Below are 18,833 nucleotides of genomic sequence, written 5' to 3'. Positions count from 1 at the left end.
GTGGCGACTAGGATAACACAAAGGCCATAGGCAAAGGGCAGGGGCAGGATATGGGCAGATTAAACGCGGCGATGACAGCTCTCTGGCTGGCGGGGCTTTGCCTCATGGGGTCTTTTGCTTCGGCGCAGGAGTTCAGCGGTCTGGCCCGCGTCACCAGCGAGGTCTCGCGGATCAGCGATACCGGTCGGGGCGTGGATTTTCAGCTTGGACTTAGCCAGGGGGTGCCCTACCGGCTGTTCACCTTGGATGGGCCTGCGCGGCTGGTGCTGGATTTTCAGGAGGTCGACTGGACCGGGCTCGACCCGGATGCGTTTTTGAGCGGCGAGGCTGTCGCTTCGGTTCAATTTGGCACCTATGTTCCCGGCTGGTCGCGGATGGTGCTGGAACTTGCCGAGCCGATGGTTGTCGCAGCAGCAGCGCTTGAGGTCGACCCGGTGACGGCGGCGGCGGTGCTCAAGGTGGAGTTGCAGCCCAGTACACCAGAGGACTTTGCCAAAGCGGCCGGTGCGCCGCAGGATGCCCGTTGGGATCTGCCTGCACCGCAGGCTTTGGATGTGCTGCCGTACCGGGATGAAAACGCGCCACTGCTGGTGGTGCTGGATCCGGGGCACGGCGGTATTGATCCGGGGGCCAAGGCCGCGGGCGGTATCGTCGAGAAAGACCTGATGTTGCAGTTTGCGCTGGAGCTGGGTGAGGTTCTGGTGCGCTCGGGTCAGTTTGCGGTTCAGGTCACCCGGGATGGGGATTACTTTGTCTCGCTTGAGCGGCGCACGGCGCTGGCGCATCAGGCCGGGGCGGATTTGTTTATTTCCCTACATGCAGATTCGCTGACCCAGGGTCACGCCCATGGCTCCACCGTCTACACCCTGTCGCAAGAAGCCACCGATGCCGCCTCGGCCAGCCTGGCAGAGCGCCATGATCGCGCTGATCTGCTGTCGGGAACCGATCTGAGCCAAACCGATGATCTGGTTGTCGGGGTGATGCTGGATCTGGCACGCCAGGAGACCCAGCCCCGCAGCCAGGCCCTGGCGCGGGCCCTGGTTGCCGGGTTGAAGGAGCAGGGCGGGCCGCTCAATCGTAAGCCATTGCGATCTGCGGGGTTTTCGGTGTTGAAATCCGCCGATATCCCTTCGGTTCTGGTTGAGATCGGTTTTTTGTCCAGCGCCCGTGATCTGGCCAATTTGCAGGACCCTGAATGGCGCCGACAAACAGCAACTGCGATGCTAAAGGGATTGATTAACTGGCGTATAGAAGATGAGGCGCGCCGCGCCCTTGTGCGTCAGTAAAGGGCGTCAGTTGCGGGGCGTCACGCGATAGACCCGGCAGCCAATGTGGCAGCTTTGGTTTCGCCCTTCTTGGTGGGCGATTAGGTGGGCGATTCCAGATTTCGGCAGGACAGGCAAAGGGGGGCTGGCGCCTTGAGTGGGCCTTGAGAGGTGTTTTTCCCCCCTTGGCGGCATTTTTCCGCTGTTTCCGCTTTTGACCCCAGGCTCATGCCCTCCTATATAGGCGGCACCCCGCGTGAAAGGCCGCATCCGTGCTTAGGTATATTCTATCCTTCTTTGGTTCCATCTTCAGTACCATTACCCTTGGCATTGCCATGGTGGCGCTGACTCTTGGGGCAATTTTCTGGATCTACGGGCGCGACCTTCCCAGTCATGAATCCCTGTCGCAGTATCAGCCGCCAACCATCAGCCGAATTTATTCAGGCGAGGGGCGGATGATTGATGAATTTGCCAAGGAACGGCGCCTGTTTACGCCTTCGGCGGATATCCCGGATTTGGTAAAGCAGGCTTTTATCTCGGCTGAGGACAAGAATTTTTATTCCCACAATGGCTATGATGCCCGTGGTATTGCCGCCGCTGCGGTTGAGGCGGTGCGCTCGCGCGGGGGTAACGTGCGGGGGGCCTCGACGATCACGCAACAGGTGATGAAGAACTTCCTGCTGTCCGGCGACCGTAAGGCCGCGCGCAAGATCAAAGAGATTATCCTCGCCACCCGGCTGGAGGAGACATTGAACAAGGATCAGATCCTTGAGCTGTATCTCAACGAGATTTTCCTCGGGCAAAATTCCTATGGGGTGACGGCCGCAGCGCAGAGCTATTTCAACAAGACCCTGGGCGAGCTGGCCCCGCATGAGGCGGCGACGCTGGCCTCGATGCCCAAGGCACCGGGAAAATTCCATCCGGTGCGCGGAAAAGAGCGCCTCAAGGAACGGCGCGATTATGTGCTGCGGGAAATGTTTGAAAACGGCTACATCTCAGAAGCTGTTTATAACGTCGAGGTCCAGCAGCCGCTGCGCTCGGTGCAGAATGGTGATTTCCCCAGTTTCCGCACCACCCTGCCGCCTCGTGACTATTTTTCCGATGAGATCCGCCGCCAGCTGTCCGAGAACTTTGGCGAAGGCGAGTTTTTCACGGGCGGCCTGTCGGTGCGCGCGACCATTGATGCCGAGATGCAGACAGAGGCTGCGGATGCGCTGCGCACGGGGCTGCAGAAATATGACCGCTCGCGCGGGATCTGGATCGGCACCGGCGTTACCCTGGAAGAGGACGTGCTGGCAGATGAGGCACGCTGGCGCGGAGCCCTGGCAGAGGCCGAAGTCCCCCGCGACATTACTCTGGGCGGCACATGGTATCCGGCTGTAGCGCTGGAGGTTGGTGACAAGAGCCTCGTTGTCGGCGTCGAGGGCCAGACCGGCACCGGTGCGGTGCCGCGCGAGGACATCAAATGGATGAAGGGCAGCTTTAAGGACAATATCACCCGTGGGGATGTGGTCTTGGTGCGCGCTGTAAAAGCGGATGACGGCAGCATCAGACACTGGTCGCTGCGTCAGGTGCCCGAGGTTCAGGGCGGCTTTGTGGCGATGGATGTGAACACTGGCCGGGTTCTGGCGATGCAGGGTGGGTTTTCCTATCAGGATTCCGTGTTCAACCGGGCAACACAGGCGCAACGCCAGCCGGGCTCCAGCTTTAAACCTTTTGTCTATGCGGCGGCCCTGGACAGCGGCTATAGCCCGGCGACCATCGTTATTGACGCCCCGATCGAGATCAACACCCCACAGGGGCTGTGGCGTCCCAAGAACTCTTCGCATAAATTCTATGGCCCGACGCCGCTGCGGACCGGCATTGAGCAGAGCCGGAACCTGATGACCATTCGTCTGGCCCAAGAGGTCGGCATGCCGGTTGTCGCAGGGTATGCTGAACGCTTTGGGGTCTACGACAACATGGGCACGTTCCTGGCCAACTCGTTGGGCGCAGAGGAAACCACGCTTTACAAGATGGTGGCGGCCTATGCGATGTTTGCCAATGGCGGCCAGCGGGTACAGCCAACCCTGGTGGACCGGGTGCAGGATCGCTTTGGGCGCACCATCTACCGGCATGATGATCGTGACTGCGTTGACTGCGCCTCGCCAGACCTGCCAACGGGGCAATCGCCACGTATCGCCACCGACCGCGAACAGGTGATGGATCCGATCACCGCCTACCAGCTCAGCTCGATGATGCGGGGCGTCGTGGAGCGAGGCACCGCCTCCAGTGTGATCGACCTGCCGGTGCCGACGGCTGGCAAGACCGGGACAACCAATGATTCCCGCGATGTCTGGTTTGTGGGCTTTACCTCCAATATCGTCGCGGGTTGCTACATGGGGTTCGACCAACCCCGTCCGATGGGGCGGGGCGCCTATGGCGGCACCATGTGTGGTCCGGTGTTCCAGCAGTTCATGAAGGTTGCCACCGAGAAATTTGGCGGCGGACCCTTTGAAGTGCCCGAGGGCGGTCACTTTATCAAGATCGACCGCTATACCGGGGCGCGTCTGCCCGACAGTGCTTCGGGGGCCAATGTAGTGGCCGAGTATTTCCGCGACGGGGCTGAGCCAATCTTTGGTCTGGCTTTTGACGGCGGCTTTGCCATGGGCTCTGATCTGCCGCTTCTGGAAGAGGTGCAGCAATCGGGACGTCAGGTGACCACCTCAAGTGGGGGTACGGCGGTTCTGGGACCCAAGGCCACCTTTGGGACTGTGACATCGGGCGGCCAGTATTAGGCGCTCAGACCTCGCACCCTGGACATGCCACAGACAGGTGATGCCCAGCTCCGGGCGCTGCATGTGCTTACACCGCAGCCTCTTTCGCGGCAGAGTGAACTATCACGTTGAAGCCTTCTTCGGGGGATGGCGCGACATAGTGGCTTGAAAACTGGTGAAACTGTTCCTCAGTTGCGGCAAAGGGGTGACCCCCTCCGGCGTTTCGGCTGTGCAGTCTGGCCAAGCAGTCTTTCTCGGGCGTCGTTAGCACGTGAAGCTGATGGAAGGCTGCGGTCTCTTTCAGGATCGTTTTCATCCATTTGCGGGTCTCAACCGTGTTTGCGGGAAAGTCCAAGACCACCGAGACCCCTGCCTCCAGCAGCGCCGAGACATGTGGCCCCAGGATGGTGCGCAGTTTTTCTGTGCAGCGCACATAGTCCGCGACTGAGGTCATCTGGTCGGAAAACAACGCTTCTAGCCAGGCGTCCTCGGACAGCAAGATCGTTCCAGCCGGGGCCGCAAGCCGGGCCGCCAAGGTGGATTTTCCAGCGGCAATTTTTCCGCAGAGCAGGTGCAAAACTGGTGATGCAGGGGTCATTTAGAACACCATTTTTTTGATATGGGGCGGGTTTGAAACTTTGGTGTGCACCGCGCCAGATGAACCGGTGAAAGTGTTCGCACATCCGATCTGTAGCATCCACCCCGGTGCAGTGAACTCACCAAAGCGTCCCTTAAAACCTGTTGATTGGCGGTCTCTTATCCCGGTGTCGGGGCCAGGGGGGCGGCTAATGTCGCGGGGGCTGTGGCCATCAAAGCCAGCGTTTCGGGGCGCGTTAGACAGTGCCGCGCTGTGGGGCCAAAACCCTGGGGGTGGCCGCGCAGTTCCGGCATGCAATCAAACAGGCTGAACAGGGCTGGGGGGCCCAGGGCCTCAAGCGCCTGATCGCCGGGAAAGAAGCTCTCGGTCGGGCAGTTTTCGGCATAGATGATCTCATGCTGATCCAGCAAGAGATGAATATAGGTGACCATGCCGCCGGGCTGGCGGCGAATGCTGTGGTCGTTGACCAGATGATGCGCCGCTGACAGAACTTCATTGGTGTCAAACAGCATCCGGGTTGTCGCCCCAGTGAGCAACATACGGTGCTGTGGCGACACCAACAGATCACGGCTGGTGCCGAGCGTGCCAGCCGTGATACAGATCGGCGCCCAGTCCCCCATCGCCGGAACTGTGGTTTTGCCCACCCAGCGCACCGGTTGAAAGCCATTGTCACGGGTGAGAACAAGATCGCCCTGGACCAGCTCTTCGACAGGGATCGCGCCGGCAGCGGTGGAGATCCTGCTCCCGGCGACAAAGCAAATGATCTTTTCAATATTGCTAAAGGTCAGGGCCGAGCCATCAAACAAGGTGGCGGTGCCGCTCATGGTGCCATCTGCTGTTGTGGTTACATCCAGCGTGCTACGGTCCACCAATCCGCCAAGATCCAGTGTGTCCCAATCGGTGCCGCCTTCATTGCCATCAATAAAAATATCGGCATTGCCGGTTTCACCCAGGTCGACAATGGTGAAGGTGTCCTGATCGTCGCCGCCATAGGCGGTATCCCCCTGAGCGACCTCGATCTGGTCCTTTCCGGCGCCACCAGACATCGTGTCGCTGCCAGTGCCGCCGAACATTGTGTCATGACCCGCATTGCCGTCCAGCCAGTCGTTTTCGCTGCCACCAAGCATACTGTCATCGCCGTCGCCGCCAAACAGGCTATCGTCGCCAGCCCCTCCAAGCAGCGTGTCGTTGCCGCCGTCCCCATGCAGGGTGTCGCCGCCGCCGGCTCCATCCAGGTAGTCATCGCCATCGCCGCCAAAGAAGTCATTGGAATAGGTGTCACCCGCGCCGGTGCTTTCGTTGTCAAAGCCGATAATCGTGTCGTTGCCATCTGTGCCGATGACGCCATCAATGCCGGAATAGGTATCACCAGTAGCGTCGCCGCCACTGGCTGTACCCGTTGCCAAATTAATGTTCACGGGATCCGCAGAGTTGGAATAATCGGCATAGTCGAGCCCGGTGCCGCCATTCAGGTAGTCTGCGCCGACGCCGCCTTCCAGCGTGTCATTGCCATCCTCGCCGTAAAGCGAGTCGTTTCCTGCACCGCCTGATAGTGAATCATCACCGACCCCGCTAAGGACTGTGTCGTTGCCTGCGCCAGCCAGAACAGTGTCGCCATTTCCCGAGGCGCCACCACCAACGCCATCGTTCATGCTGTCACCCTCGGCGTCAGTATGGGTTGCCGAAATATAGTCGTCCGAGGCGGTACCGTCGACGATGCCATCGGGGGGGGAGGTGGAGTAAGAGGGGGGATTGGTCGCCGAGGCGGAGGAGATGGTATCAACCTGTCCTGCGTCGGGATTGAAATAGACGTTGCCATCCGTGCCCAGGGAGTAGGTGCCGGATTCGACTGCGTTGGTGTAGTAGTAACCACCGGCCCAGCCACTCCAGGTCCAGCTACCGGAGCCAAGTGTTTGATCCACCGTAAAGGGGGTATAGCCCCCAGAGATGGTATCTCCGGAGTCCAGGCTGGTATCGCCAAGCGAAACTAAGTAACCAAATGGCACGTTGGTATTCCTTTACTGATCCAGAGAGCCACCTTTGCGGCTTCCTGAGCTTTTGTAGCGCGGGCGTCATTCCAGATCGGCCCAGATTTGACGCAGTGACCTCCTGGTTGGGACCTGACCATCCTTATTGGCAAAAAATTTCCTGAGGGTTTTCGCGGGGTGGGAATCTATTTCTACTTTTAACAAGGTTTGAGTGAATGGGAGCAGCAGGGGTCCCGTCGCTTTGTCCCCGGCTCTGCTTGCTCGCAGGGGCGCTGTGGTCTATCACCCATGCTGGATACGTAAGTTCAAGGACATCACATGCGCGCTGAGACCCAAAATACCGTGGCCGAGATCGAGAAGTCTCTGGAGCTTCTGGCCCAGCGTCTGAATTGGGAAACAGCCGAGTACCGACTGGAAGAATTCAACGCCCGTGTCGAAGACCCCAACCTGTGGGACGACGCCGAGGCGGCGCAAAAACTGATGCGCGAACGTCAGAATCTGGTGGATGCGATCAACATCTACAAGGGCATCAAGCAGGAGCTGGCAGATAATATAGAGCTGATCGAACTGGGCGAAATGGAAGAGGACCAAGAAGTCATCTCCGACGCCGAAGACGCGCTGAAAACGCTCCAGGTTTCTGCCGCCGAAAAAGAGCTGGAAGCCCTGCTGGATGGGGAGGCCGACAGCAATGACACCTTCCTTGAGATCAACTCGGGCGCCGGCGGCACGGAAAGCTGCGATTGGGCCTCGATGCTGGCGCGGATGTATGTGCGCTGGGCCGAGAAAAAAGGCTACAAGGTCGAGCTGCAATCCGAAAGTGCGGGCGAAGAAGCCGGCATTAAATCCGCCGCTTACAAGATCAGCGGCCATAATGCCTATGGCTGGCTGAAATCCGAAAGCGGCGTGCATCGCCTGGTGCGGATCTCTCCCTTTGATTCCGCCGCCAAACGCCATACGTCTTTTTGCTCGGTTTGGGTCTACCCGGTGGTGGACGACAATATCGAGATTGATGTGAACCCGGCGGATATTCGCATTGATACCTACCGGTCCTCGGGGGCGGGCGGTCAGCACGTGAACACCACCGACTCGGCCGTACGGATTACCCACCACCCCACCGGCATCGTGGTGACCTCGTCTGAGAAGTCACAGCACCAAAACCGTGACATCGCCATGAAAGCGCTGAAATCCCGGCTGTATCAACAAGAGCTGGACCGCCGCAACGCAGCCATCAACGAAGCCCATGAAAACAAAGGCGATGCGGGCTGGGGCAGCCAGATCCGGTCTTACGTGTTGCAGCCCTATCAGATGGTCAAAGATCTGCGCACCAGCCACGAGACCTCTGACACCAAAGGGGTGCTCGACGGGGATCTGGATGGGTTTATGGCGGCGACGCTGGCCATGAACGTGGCGGGCAAAAGCCGGTCAGAGGCACAGGGCGACTGACCTGTTTCGCTTTGTTTCCGTAAACAGGGCGCGGTCGATTGCGGCGAAAAACAGTATCAGGGGTGCGGGGAAATTTCCCGCACCCTTTTTTGTCGTCTGCCTGTTTGCTACCGACCTGTCTGTTTGGTGCCCACCTGGCTGTTTTTCCAGCCCAGCCTCTGATCCCGGCTGGTGTCGGCGGGCTTTCTGCCGGACCGGATCGTTTTTTCAAGCTATTTAAAAGGTTAGCCCTGGGTGCGGCTTTTCAGATGTGAAATCCGGCGCTAGGCTGATCTGTAAATACAGCAGGAGCGTGATTTAATGTATGAGCCCTTTGGATCAGCCCAGGAGCTGGTGACAAAGCTGCGCAGTGGCGCGCTAAGCGCCGTGCAGGTGATGCAGGCAACGCTGGACCGGATTGATGCGCTTAATCCGCAGCTGAATGCCATTGTGGCCCTGCGTGACCGGGATGATCTGATGGCCGAAGCGGCCGCAGCTGATCGGGCCAAATCCCGTGGGGTGCTGCATGGTTTGCCAATGGCGATCAAGGATCTGGCCAATGTCAAAGGCATAGCGTCTTCGCAGGGGTCTCCCTTGTTCAGGGATTTTGTGCCGCAGCAGGATGAACTTTTTGTGGCGCGGCTGCGCGCAGCGGGCGCCATTTTTATCGGCAAAACCAACACGCCGGAGTTCGGGCTTGGCTCTCATACGTTCAATCCGGTCTATGGCGCCACCGGCAACCCCTTTGATCTGGGGCGCAGTTGCGGCGGGTCCTCAGGCGGGGCTGCGGTGGCGCTGTCTGCCGGGTTGGTCGCATTGGCGGATGGCTCGGACATGATGGGGTCCCTGCGCAACCCGGCGGGCTGGAACAATGTCTACGGCTTCCGCCCGACCTGGGGCATGATCCCGGATGAACCAACCGGAGACCTGTTCCTGCACCAGTTGGCGACCGCTGGTCCGATGGCACGCAGCCCCGAAGATATCGCCCTGCTGTTGGATGTGATGTCCGGCCCCGATCCGCGCCAGCCGCTGTCCCGGAGCCGCGAGACAATGTTGCCTCTGCCAGAATCTGCGCCAATGCGTATTGGCTGGCTGGGGGATTGGGACGGGGCCTTCCCGATGGAGCCTGGTGTTTTAGAGACCAGCAAAAAGGCCCTGGCGCATCTGTCCAACCTGGGTCACCGGGTTGAGCCCCTGCCAGCACCGTTTTCGGCAGAGCAGATCTGGGAGTCCTGGATTACCCTGCGGTCTTTTGCAGTGGCTGCTGGCTTGCGCGCCTTGGAGGGGCAGCGTGCAGGCCTGAAAGATACGGCGATCTGGGAGTTGGACCGGGGGCTGTCGTTTAGCGCTCAGGATATACAGCGGGCCTCGGATCTGCGCTCCAATTGGCAGCGCCGGGCCACAGAGCTGTTTCAGACCTATGATGCGCTGGTCCTGCCAACGGCGCAGTGCTGGCCCTTCCCGCTGGATCTGGACTATCCGCGTGACATCAATGGCACCGCGATGGACAGCTATCACCGTTGGATGCAGGTGGTTACGCCGGTCAGCCTGTTGGGGCTGCCCTGTCTGGCGGTTCCTGCCGGTTTTGGCGAAACCGGGCTGCCAATGGGGGTACAGATCTTTGCGGCGCAGGGGCAGGATCGCACCCTGCTGGCACTGGGGCAGGGCTATCACCAGGCAAGTCTGCTGCCCCAGACCGCCCCACCGCCACTGGGGTGATGCGGATGATCCCGGGGTGACTGGGGGGATCCGGGGTGATCCGGGGGAGAGGGGACCCCAAAAGCACAAAACGCGCAGAAACACGGGGAATTTTTCTGGGGAGGAGAATTGAGTGAGCGACAAACTTTTTGGAGTGCCGGACCTGCAGCCAATGCGGGTCGATATTTTGATACAGGCGCTAAAATGTGGCTGGCGGGATTTTTGCAAAAAGCCCGGGTACGGGCTGTTTTTCGCCGGGGTCTATGTGCTGGCCGGCTGGGCGATGATCTGGATCACCCTGGAGACCGGAACCACGTTCTGGCTGGTCCTGGCGGCCATCGGCTTTCCATTGATCGGTCCCTTTGCTGCGGTTGGGCTCTATGAGGTCTCGCATCGTCTGGAGCAGGGCGAGCCTATGAGTACGGGGGGTATTCTGGGCGTCATCCTGCATCAGAGCCGCCGTCAGCTGCCCTCGATCTGTGCCATTATTATTGTGGTGTTTCTGTTCTGGTTCTTTCTGGGACATATGATCTTTGCGCTGTTTTTGGGGTTGTCGACGATGACCAATATCTCCAGCTCGCTGGAGGTTTTCCTGTCGCTGAGCGGGATGCTGATGCTGGGCGTCGGCAGTCTGGTCGGGGCCCTTTTTGCGCTGCTGCTGTATATGATCACGGTGATTTCGCTGCCGCTGTTGCTGGACCGCGAAGTTGATTTTGTCACCGCGATGATCGCCAGTTTCACCTATGTGCAGAGAAACTTCCTGCTGATGATGCTCTGGGCTGGTACGATCTCGGTATTGACCTTTGCAGCCCTTTTGCCGGGGTTTGCCGGGCTGTTTCTTGTGCTGCCTCTGCTGGGGCATGCCACTTGGCATATCTACCGCCAGATCGCCCATTGACCCACCAATGTCGGGTAACAGCCACTGGAAGGGGTCTGGTCTCTGGAAAGGGGCTGGGGTAGGGCTCAGCGGAAGGCTTCATCCGGGCGCAGCAGATGGCGATGATAGGGCAACAGATCTTCGGCGGTGGAAAATCCGGCGGTGCGCGCCGCCTTGAGGGCGCTGCCCATGTCCCGTCCAAGATATTCGTAGGCCATACGGGTCACCCGCTCGCCGCTGCCGTCGCGCACGGTCCGTGCCACATAGCCCAGCCAGAAGTTGTTCTCCAACGAGCCAACCCGCGCCAGATAGTTGAAGGAATATGTCATGGCATGGCGTCGCGAGATCACAAAGGCAACGCCGTCCTCATGGGAGGTCAGAATGCCGCGAAATTCGCGCACCTTGGGGCCTTCCGGTAACCCCTGATAGCGCATTGCTTCGCGCGCCTCGTAGCCTTTGATAAAGGTGGCGGCCTTGCCAGAGCGGAACACGTAGACCAGCCCGACGACAAATTTGTCGCTGCTGACAAAACTACGTCGTGTGAACCGGTAGAACCCGCTTGGGAACATCTCCTCGTTGACCTGGCGGATACCGTGGCCGAGGAAATCGGCGAGAAACGGACCGTTCAGGATTTGCCCCTGATGTTCTATTGTCTCAACGGGTTCCAACAATATGCGGGCATCAACCTCGAAAAAAGAACAGATCCGGTCAAGTATGTCGGGCCGTGGAAAGCTTTCGCCGGACATATAGCGGTTGAACTGGGTTCTGTTGATCCCAAGCCGCCGCGACAGTTCAGAAACCGAAGGGTAGTTCTGCGCCAGGTGACGCAGATTGGTGCCAAACATATTGCGCAGCTGTGCCGGCGACCGTGCAGACTCAGCGTCTGCTTGACCGGTGATGTCCAGTGAGTCTGACATAGCAGCCTAGGTATCCTATTATTGTGGCCGGAAAAGCCACGAGCTTCGGGCGAGTAGATGCTAACTTGTATCATGTCGTCGCTAGATTGTGTCAGAACCTTAGGGGAGCAGACACAAAAAGCAATGGGTCGACGCATTTTTGACGATGTTGAAATGGAGCCTTTTGAACCAAACTTAACCTGTCCAGGATACGGGGACCGTTATGATTGGAATTGTTCTTTGGAGTGACACCACAGCCGGGAAAGCAGTGATTTGGTGCGAAGATCAGGGGGAATTGGCTTTTTATTCCCATGTCGGCACCACTGAAAATTTTGCAATCCGTGTTGGCGATTGGGTGTCGTTCGATCTGAAACTAAAAAGTGATCTGCGTGTGGCGTTGGATATTCAGGTCCTTCGGGAGCCTGGCTGCCCTCATCTGGCAGAGAATCTTGCAGTTGCCGACAAGAAGGCAGGGGCGGCCTCGTCTCTCAAGCTGGTGGCGATCGGGACTGCGTCACGCGATCCCTCTGTCAACGTCACCGCTGCCATGTGCGCACCGGTGGCAGAAAGGCCTGGCACCTCATCTCGGTTAGGCCAACCAGGCGCCGCGAGGGGGAAGGTGAAGGAAGGCCTGTCAAAGTCAGGCCGTTTTGGGTCGTTGCCCGCAGAGGATAGGGCGCAGAACATCATTGCTTTCCCAATGGATGCAGCAGGTCGGCTGCGCCGCGCGTGATCGTTGCCTCTGATCACTGAACCCGGGAAATGGCTTGAGGCTGTGTCGCGCTTTTGAAACGCGGGATCGCCAGGAGGAGGCAAAAGACCTGGGGGCGACGACAGGGCAAACATACAAAAGGCCGGTCACTGGACCGGCCTTTGTTGTTACATCTTGCCACCCTGAAGGGGTGTCAGGCGCCGCGCAGCAGCGCTGCAACGCCGGTCCGCGCCACTTCTGTCAGGCCCAGCGGGCGCATCAGATCGGCAAAGGCGTCGATCTTCTCCGGCGCTCCGGTGATTTCAAAGATGAAGCTGTTCAAGGTGCTGTCGACCACATTGGCCCGGAAGATATCGGCCAGACGCAGGGCTTCGACCCGTTTTTCTCCGTCACCGGCCACTTTGAAAATGGCCAGCTCGCGCTCGACCGATGCGCCCTCAACGGTGAGATCATGCACCTCATGCACCGATACGATACGGCCAAGCTGGGCCTTGATCTGTTCGATCACCTGGGGGGTGCCAGTGGTCACAACAGTGATGCGTGACATATGCCCGGTGTGATCGACTTCGGCGACGGTGAGGCTTTCGATGTTATAGCCACGACCCGCGAACAGGCCGATGACACGCGCTAGAACGCCGGGTTCGTTTTCAACCAGAACTGCCAGAGTGTGTTTTTCCTGAACATCCGAAAACGTTGGACGTAGGTTATAGGCAGAATGGCGGGTGGAGCCTTTTTTGATATGTAGGGCAGACATTTATGTCCCTTTCTGAATTCGGGCCAAAGTTCGGGGCAGGGCGCAACCGCCCTGCAAATTCTGTTGCTGGGCGGGTTTTAGACCAAAACCGCGCCGCTGGACTGGATCACACCCTGGGTGTCGGCTTCGCCCATCAGCATCTCGTTATGGGCCTTGCCTGATGGGATCATCGGGAAGCAGTTCTCGTGCTTTTCCACCAGGCAGTCAAAGATCACTGGCCCGTCGTAGGTGATCATCTCCATGATGGCGTCGTCCAGATCTGCGGGATCGGAACACAGGATACCCTTGGCGCCAAAGGCCTCGGCCAGTTTTACAAAGTCAGGCAGCGATTCCGACCAGGAGTGGCTGTAACGTTCGCCGTGCAGCAGTTCCTGCCACTGGCGCACCATGCCCAGACGTTCGTTGTTGAGGATGAACTGTTTCACCGGCAGGCGATACTGGGCGGCGGTGCCCATCTCCTGCATGTTCATCAGCCAAGAGGCTTCACCAGCGACGTTGATCACCAGTGCGTCCGGATGTGCCATCTGCACCCCGATCGAGGCCGGGAAGCCGTAGCCCATGGTGCCAAGCCCGCCGGAGGTCATCCAGCGGTTGGGGTCTTCAAAGTTGAGATATTGCGCCGCCCACATCTGGTGCTGGCCAACCTCGGTGGTGATATAGCGATCATGGTCCTTGGTCAGGGCCTCCAACCGCTGCAGGGCATATTGCGGCTTGATGGTCTTTTGCGACCCCGTATAGGCCAGGCAATTCACGCCGCGCCACTCGCTGATCTGTTTTTGCCATTTGGCAATGGCTTCGCGGTTTACTTTGCGGCCGCGCGCCTTCCAAACCTTGAGCAGGTCCTCCAGCACGTGCCCCACGTCACCCACAATTGGGATGTCGATGCGGATCACCTTGTTGATCGAGGAGGGGTCGATATCGATATGGGCCTTTTTGGAGTTTGGGCTGAAGGCGTCGATCCGGCCAGTGATCCGGTCATCAAAGCGGGCGCCGACATTGATCATCAGATCACAGTCATGCATCGCCAGGTTGGCTTCATAAAGCCCATGCATCCCCAACATGCCCAGCCAGTTGTCGCCCGAGGCCGGATAGGCACCCAGCCCCATCAAGGTAGAGGTGATCGGAATACCGGTGCCATCCACCAATTCGCGCAGCAGCTGGCAGGCGGCAGGGCCGGAGTTGATCACGCCACCACCGGTATAGAAAACGGGACGTTCAGCGGCCTCAATAGCGGCAACCAGTTCGGTGATTTCTTCCATGTTGCCCTTGACGGTGGGCTGATAGCGCGAGGCGCTTGGCTTGGCCGGCTGATAGGTGCCAGTGGCAAACTGCACATCCTTGGGAATGTCGATCAAAACGGGGCCGGGGCGGCCAGAGGTGGCGACATGAAAGCCTTCGTGCAGGGTTGCAGCCAGCTTGTCGGTGTCTTTCACCAGCCAGTTGTGTTTGGTGCAGGGGCGGGTGATGCCAACAGTGTCGGCCTCCTGAAAGGCATCCGAGCCGATCATGAAGGTGGGAACCTGGCCGGTGAGAACCACCAGCGGAATGGAGTCCAGCAGCGCATCCGTCAGGCCGGTCACCGCATTGGTGGCCCCAGGCCCCGAGGTCACCAGGACAACGCCGGGCTTGCCGGTGGAGCGGGCATAGCCTTCGGCGGCATGGACCGCGCCCTGCTCGTGACGCACCAGAATGTGGCGAATGTCATTTTGCAGGAAAATTTCATCATAGATCGGAAGTACGGCGCCACCTGGGTAGCCGAAAATTGTGTCGACGCCCTGTTCCTTCAGGGCTTCTACTACCATCTTTGCGCCGGTCATTTCACGTGTCATCTGCTTTTTGCTCCAATTGGCGGCATCGTCCATTACGCATAAAAAAAGCCTCCGCTTATTCAAGGGGAGGCGCATGGGTTTGATTGTGGTCTACCGTTACCGGCCCATGCGCTTGGTTCCTACAATTACGACTAGGCTGGTCATTACCAGGCTCTCCTTTACTGCGTTGCAGCGGACATTATGACTGCTGAGAGAGGGCGTCAACAGGCAAAGGGATTGAAAATTCCCCCATTTTGGACATTTTCTTGCGTTCGGGTGTTGTTTTTGGACATTTTTGGAAAAACAGGTCGCCTTTTGTGACCTATTGCTGCCGGATTTTCTCCGCTGGCGCATTTTGAACGGTTGAAAACGCGCCTTCCAAGGTTTTGCGATTGTTGTGCGGCTGACATGGGCAAAGCGGGCAGGGTGACATTGCGCTTGCGGCAAAATCTGCCCGCGCCCGATGGCCTGCGCGGGCCGCGCTGGCGGCTTCAGAATTCGTGGCCGGTTCCCTGCAAGACGCCATGTTCCAGTGCATAGCGGGTCAGGCCTGCCGTCGAGGAAATGCCCAGCTTACGCTTGATGTTCTTGCGATGGGTCTCGACGGTGCGCACCGAGATATCCAGCACCAGGGCGACTTCCTTGTTGGATTTACCCTGGGCCAGTTCCAGCAGGATGGTCTGCTCGCGCCCGGTGAGCGCTTCGCGGGTTTCGCCGTCCTTGGGCTTAAGCGAGCCCTTGGCACCAGTACAGAGATAGGGTTCACCGCTCATCACTGTATCAATAGCCTGTTTGATTTCTTCGGTGGGCACATCTTTGAGGATATACCCCAGCGCGCCGTGGTTCAGCGCAGTAGAGATATACTCAGGGCTGTCATGCATCGTCAGGATTACAATCCGGGTTTCAGGCAGGCGCTCCAAAATCATCTCAGTGGCGCTCAACCCGCCTAGCCGGGGCATGTTCAGGTCCATCAAAATGACATCGGGGGCGAGAGCCGGGGCCTGTTCCACCGCTTCGGCGCCATCCTTGAGACAGGCGAGCACCTCTATGTCGTCATAGCTTTCGAGGATAGATTGGATGCCTTCGGCGACCATCGGATGATCATCGACGATTAATACACGCACTGGAGTGCTCATGTCTTTCCCCTCTTATGTGATGCGGTGCAGTGTGCCGTGGCAAAGCTCGGTTTGTTTTACTGGACCGTTCTGTTTCGCTGTTCTTCTCCAAGTGTTTCGCCTGGGGACAGCAGATGGCTCAGAGGCAGGATGGCTTCGACAACGGTACCGCTGTGGGTGCCACGTGATGACAGAATGCGTAAGGTGCCGTCAAGCTGCTCTATCCGCTCTTGCATATTGCGCAGCCCAATGCCCGGCCCCATGCGATCCTGATCCGAGGGCAATCCACGGCCATTGTCAGTGATCCGCAGGGTCGCCCCCTTGATATGGCCGCGCAGGTCCATGGTCATGACGGAGGCGTCGGCGTGGCGCTCGATGTTCATCAGGGCTTCCTGGGCAATCCGGTAGAGCGCGATCTTGGCCTCCGGGTCGAGCCGGTTGCGAAAGACGACGGTGGTGAATTCGGATTTGATGCCGGTTCGGGTGGCAAAGTCATCCGTCAGGGCCTTGAGAGCAGGGCCCAGCCCCAGATCATCCAGCACACCGGGGCGCAGATCACGACTGATGCGACGCACCTCGGTGATGGCATTGGCCAGATCGTCGATACCCTTGTCCAGGGGGGGCAACGCTCTGTCCAGCTCACCCCGCTTGAGACGGCGACTGGCATTGTCCAGCGCATAGCGCACCCCAACCAGGATTTGGCTGATCCCGTCGTGCAATTCCCGCGCCACCCGGCCGCGCTCTTCTTCTTGGGTGTCAAAGACCCGTTGGGTCAGCTCTTTTAGTTTGGCATCGGCCAAACGGCGCTCGCGGATATTGAGCACCATACCAGAGGCAAAGACCACGATCAGCGCTGCCAGCGCGATTGCCCCGGTATAAAAGAACGTGCGCTGCACCCGCGATTCCACCTCGGCGCGGGCGGTTGCAACCGTGGCCAGCACATCGTCGATAAAGACGCCAGTGCCGACAGCCCATTGCCAATCCTGCAGGCCAACAACATAGGCAACCATCTGGGCTTCTTCTCCGGTGGAGGGCTTTTGCCACATAAAGGTGTGCCACCCGGCGCCTTGCCGTGCCAGGCGGATGAATTCATCCACCACCGGCGTGCCCTGGCTGTCCTTCAGACCAGACCAGTTGCGGGTGATGAACTCTGTCTGGCGCGGGCTGACCAGATTGGTGCCATCGTAGTCGTAGACAAAAAAGAACCCGTCCGTGCCATAAATCATCGAGGACAGGATCTGGGTGACCTGTTGCTTGGCCTCTTCATCGTCGGGCGAGGCGCGGCCATAGATAAAGGAAAACCCGTTGCGCGCCTGGGTCACATAGTTGCGCAGCTCGGCCTTTTTGGCGGCCAGGAGCTGCTGTTGTAGCGCCTGAATTTCGCGCTCGGCGGAACTGCGCGACTCAAAGGCGATCAGGAGGGCAATTGCCGCCACCGCAACCACAAGCGGCAGCGCGGCCAGAATCGAGAGCTTCTGTGCGTAGTTCGGTCGAAAAATCGTGCGAAAATTGGCCATGCGCCGAATCGTTACGCAATCTTGCAACCGAATCAAAGGTCTGGCTTGGCCATTTTGCCATGTTGCGCCGTGAATTCGCGATGGATTCGCAAAAATCGGCGGCCCAACATTCAGGAATGGCCAATTTTTGCGCCGCCTACGCAGTACTAGGTATTCACAACCGCCATTCCGTCGCTAGGCTGACGCCACTCGAAAAGATCCGTTCGGCAAAAGCCGGACATAGGGACTACTTATGGGAGGAGCACTATAATGGATCGTCGTTCTTTTTTGAAAACCTCTGCGCTGGGCGGGACCGCCGCAGCTGCAACCACTCTGGCCGCACCGGCATACGCACAGGGTAACCGCACCCTGACCATGGTCACCACCTGGGGCCGCGGTCTGGCAGGCGTGTTTGACGCGGCACAGCGCGTTGCCGACAATATCACCGCCATGTCCGATGGTCAGCTGACCGTTGACATCAAAGCCGCAGGCGAGCTGGTTGGCGCGTTTGAAGTGTTTGACGCGGTGTCTTCCGGTCAGGCCGATATGTATCACGGCGCCGACTACTACTTTGTTGGTCAGCACCCAGGCTATGCCTTCTTCACCGCCGTGCCCATGGGCATGACCGCGCAGGAACTGGCCAACTGGTACTACCAGGACGGCGGCATGGAGCTGCACGACGAGCTGGGCCAGATCTTTGGTCTGAAATCCTTCCTCGGCGGCAACACCGGTGCCCAGGCTGGCGGCTGGTTCTCCAAAGAGATCAACAGCCCCGAAGATTTCAACGGTCTGAAGTTCCGTATGCCTGGCCTCGGCGGTAAAGCCCTGGGTAAACTGGGTGCTTCCGTTCAGAACATCCCTGGTTCCGAAGTGTATCAGGCGCTGTCTTCCGGTGCCATCGACGGGACAGAGTGGATCGGCCCCTGGGCGGATGAAAAAGCTGGTTTCCAGGAAATCACCAAGACCTATTACACCGCCGGCTTCCACGAGCCAGGTGCCGGTCTGTCGGTTGCGACCAACCGTGACGTCTTTGAAAGCCTGTCGCCTGCGCATCAGAAGATCATCGAGATCGCCTCTGGTGAATGCCACCAGTGGAACCTGACACAGTTCCTGGCCAACAACGGTGCTGCGCTGCAGCGTCTGCAGGCTGGTGGCGTCAAGGTCATGGAATTCCCTGACTCCGTCTGGGATGCTTTTGGTGCGGCTTCGAAAGAAGTCATGGACGAAAACATGGGCGACGAGCTGTTCAAGAAAATCTACGATAGCGCCATGAAGTCGATGAAGTCTTCTTCCGCCTGGCAGAACCTGTCGTCCGGTGTCTACACCGCACAGCGCGACCGCGTTCTGGGTTAACACAACCCGAAGCCTCTGTTGGATCCCCCGCCGGGTGCGGGGGATCCCTTTTTCATTTTTGCCGCTGGCCAGAAGGTCGTGGCCGTCCACGCGAC

14 protein-coding genes are annotated in these 18,833 nt (G+C 58.9%); 7 read left to right on the top strand and 7 right to left on the bottom strand.

Going from position 1 to position 18,833, the window contains the following annotated elements; genetic code table 11:
* Window positions 1-50 precede the first annotated feature (50 nt).
* Both ARCT_RS0115805 and ARCT_RS0115800 read left to right on the top strand, forming a co-directional pair.
* Window positions 51-1,286 (top strand): N-acetylmuramoyl-L-alanine amidase, encoded by a 1,236-nt coding sequence (locus ARCT_RS0115805; RefSeq protein ID WP_027240939.1) that lies wholly within the window; start codon window positions 51-53, stop codon window positions 1,284-1,286.
* Between the two features lie 251 nt (window positions 1,287-1,537).
* Entirely contained in the window at window positions 1,538-4,042 is a 2,505-nt protein-coding gene (locus ARCT_RS0115800; protein ID WP_027240938.1) for a penicillin-binding protein 1A, read from the top strand.
* A gap of 67 nt (window positions 4,043-4,109) precedes the next feature.
* Here ARCT_RS0115800 and ARCT_RS0115795 read toward each other — a convergent pair whose 3' ends face one another.
* Window positions 4,110-4,619 carry an AAA family ATPase gene (locus ARCT_RS0115795; RefSeq protein ID WP_027240937.1) on the bottom strand — a complete coding sequence of 170 codons (510 nt, stop codon included), beginning with the start codon at window positions 4,617-4,619 and terminating at the stop codon, window positions 4,110-4,112.
* A 158-nt stretch (window positions 4,620-4,777) separates the two neighbouring features.
* The gene (locus ARCT_RS26300) at window positions 4,778-6,625 is read right to left on the bottom strand and encodes a Hint domain-containing protein (protein ID WP_051360808.1); all 1,848 of its coding nucleotides are present in this window, start codon (window positions 6,623-6,625) and stop codon (window positions 4,778-4,780) included.
* 300 nt (window positions 6,626-6,925) lie between these two features.
* Between ARCT_RS26300 and prfB the strand changes: the two genes are divergently transcribed.
* The 3 genes from prfB to ARCT_RS0115775 all read left to right on the top strand — a co-directional run bounded on the left by prfB (window position 6,926) and on the right by ARCT_RS0115775 (window position 10,625).
* Window positions 6,926-8,050, top strand: coding sequence for a peptide chain release factor 2 (gene prfB, locus ARCT_RS0115785; RefSeq protein ID WP_027240936.1), 1,125 nt, complete (start codon window positions 6,926-6,928; stop codon window positions 8,048-8,050).
* Window positions 8,051-8,350: 300 nt separating this feature from the next.
* Complete coding sequence (locus tag ARCT_RS0115780; RefSeq protein ID WP_027240935.1) at window positions 8,351-9,748, top strand: amidase; 1,398 nt, start codon at window positions 8,351-8,353, stop codon at window positions 9,746-9,748.
* Window positions 9,749-9,899: 151 nt separating this feature from the next.
* On the top strand, window positions 9,900-10,625 hold the full coding sequence (locus tag ARCT_RS0115775) for a DUF2189 domain-containing protein (RefSeq protein ID WP_205855561.1): 726 nt from the start codon (window positions 9,900-9,902) through the stop codon (window positions 10,623-10,625).
* Window positions 10,626-10,690: 65 nt separating this feature from the next.
* Here ARCT_RS0115775 and ARCT_RS0115770 read toward each other — a convergent pair whose 3' ends face one another.
* Window positions 10,691-11,521, bottom strand: coding sequence for a helix-turn-helix domain-containing protein (locus ARCT_RS0115770; RefSeq protein WP_240476326.1), 831 nt, complete (start codon window positions 11,519-11,521; stop codon window positions 10,691-10,693).
* A 202-nt stretch (window positions 11,522-11,723) separates the two neighbouring features.
* On the opposite strand from ARCT_RS0115770, the gene ARCT_RS27180 reads away from it, so the two are divergent.
* On the top strand, window positions 11,724-12,233 hold the full coding sequence (locus ARCT_RS27180; protein WP_051360806.1) for a hypothetical protein: 510 nt from the start codon (window positions 11,724-11,726) through the stop codon (window positions 12,231-12,233).
* Window positions 12,234-12,405: 172 nt separating this feature from the next.
* Here ARCT_RS27180 and ilvN read toward each other — a convergent pair whose 3' ends face one another.
* The 4 genes from ilvN to ARCT_RS0115745 all read right to left on the bottom strand — a co-directional run bounded on the left by ilvN (window position 12,406) and on the right by ARCT_RS0115745 (window position 17,406).
* Complete coding sequence (gene ilvN, locus ARCT_RS0115760) at window positions 12,406-12,966, bottom strand: acetolactate synthase small subunit (RefSeq protein WP_027240932.1); 561 nt, start codon at window positions 12,964-12,966, stop codon at window positions 12,406-12,408.
* A 77-nt stretch (window positions 12,967-13,043) separates the two neighbouring features.
* Window positions 13,044-14,795, bottom strand: a complete 1,752-nt coding sequence (locus ARCT_RS0115755) for an acetolactate synthase 3 large subunit (RefSeq protein ID WP_027240931.1) — start codon at window positions 14,793-14,795, stop codon at window positions 13,044-13,046.
* A gap of 470 nt (window positions 14,796-15,265) precedes the next feature.
* Entirely contained in the window at window positions 15,266-15,910 is a 645-nt protein-coding gene (locus ARCT_RS0115750; RefSeq protein ID WP_027240930.1) for a response regulator transcription factor, read from the bottom strand.
* Window positions 15,911-15,966: 56 nt separating this feature from the next.
* Window positions 15,967-17,406, bottom strand: coding sequence for a cache domain-containing protein (locus ARCT_RS0115745; RefSeq protein WP_027240929.1), 1,440 nt, complete (start codon window positions 17,404-17,406; stop codon window positions 15,967-15,969).
* 249 nt (window positions 17,407-17,655) lie between these two features.
* Between ARCT_RS0115745 and ARCT_RS0115740 the strand changes: the two genes are divergently transcribed.
* Window positions 17,656-18,738, top strand: a complete 1,083-nt coding sequence (locus ARCT_RS0115740) for a TRAP transporter substrate-binding protein (protein ID WP_027240928.1) — start codon at window positions 17,656-17,658, stop codon at window positions 18,736-18,738.
* Window positions 18,739-18,833: the final 95 nt, after the last annotated feature.

The sequence above is a fragment of the Pseudophaeobacter arcticus DSM 23566 genome (assembly GCF_000473205.1).
Taxonomy (GTDB): domain Bacteria; phylum Pseudomonadota; class Alphaproteobacteria; order Rhodobacterales; family Rhodobacteraceae; genus Pseudophaeobacter; species Pseudophaeobacter arcticus.
This window is presented reverse-complemented; position numbering and strand designations above follow the sequence as displayed.